This window comes from Bradyrhizobium sp. NBAIM14 (genome assembly GCF_020193895.1).
Classification (GTDB): Bacteria; Pseudomonadota; Alphaproteobacteria; order Rhizobiales; family Xanthobacteraceae; genus Bradyrhizobium; species Bradyrhizobium yuanmingense.
This window is the reverse complement of sequence record NZ_JADYVQ010000078.1, coordinates 1-621: the sequence shown is the minus strand read 5'-3', so window position 1 is coordinate 621 and position 621 is coordinate 1. Positions and strand designations below refer to the sequence as shown.

Sequence of the window (621 nt, the reverse complement as noted above, 5' to 3'; positions counted from 1 at the left end):
GAGGCAAAGTCGTATCAGATCCCCAAACATCTCGTTTGGGAAGCTTGGAAACAGGTGAAAGCGAACCGCGGGTCAGCGGGTGTGGACGGGGTCTCCATCGAGGAATTCGAAAAGGACTTGAAGAGAACCTCTACAAGATCTGGAATCGAATGTCGTCGGGGACATACTTTCCGCCTCCCGTCCGTCTCGTGGAAATTCCCAAGGCTAATGGAGGGAAGCGTCCGTTAGGAATACCCTCTATAGCTGACCGCGTGGCTCAGACGGTTGCAAAAATGGTTATGGAGCCGACGATGGAACGAATATTCCATCCGGACTCCTACGGCTATCGGCCCGGCCGTTCGGCGCTTGACGCAGTGGGGACAGCGCGAAAGCGTTGCTGGAAATTCGACTGGGTTATCGACCTTGATATCAAGTCGTTCTTCGACTCGATTCCTTGGCACCTAATCGAAAAGGCCGTCGCCCAGCACACGGAACTGAGTTGGATTCGTCTCTACGTAAAGCGGTGGCTGCAAGCTCCCGTGGAGAAAGAAGACGGAATCCCTGTGGAGAGAACACGCGGAACCCCTCAGGGTTCGGTGGTTTCACCGCTGCTCGCAAATTTGGTTCTGCACTATGCATTCG

General features: G+C 54.4%; 1 pseudogene. It reads left to right on the top strand.

From position 1 onward, the window contains the following. A pseudogene (locus I6F28_RS37075) lies at nucleotides 1-621 on the top strand (reverse transcriptase domain-containing protein); the annotation flags it as partial.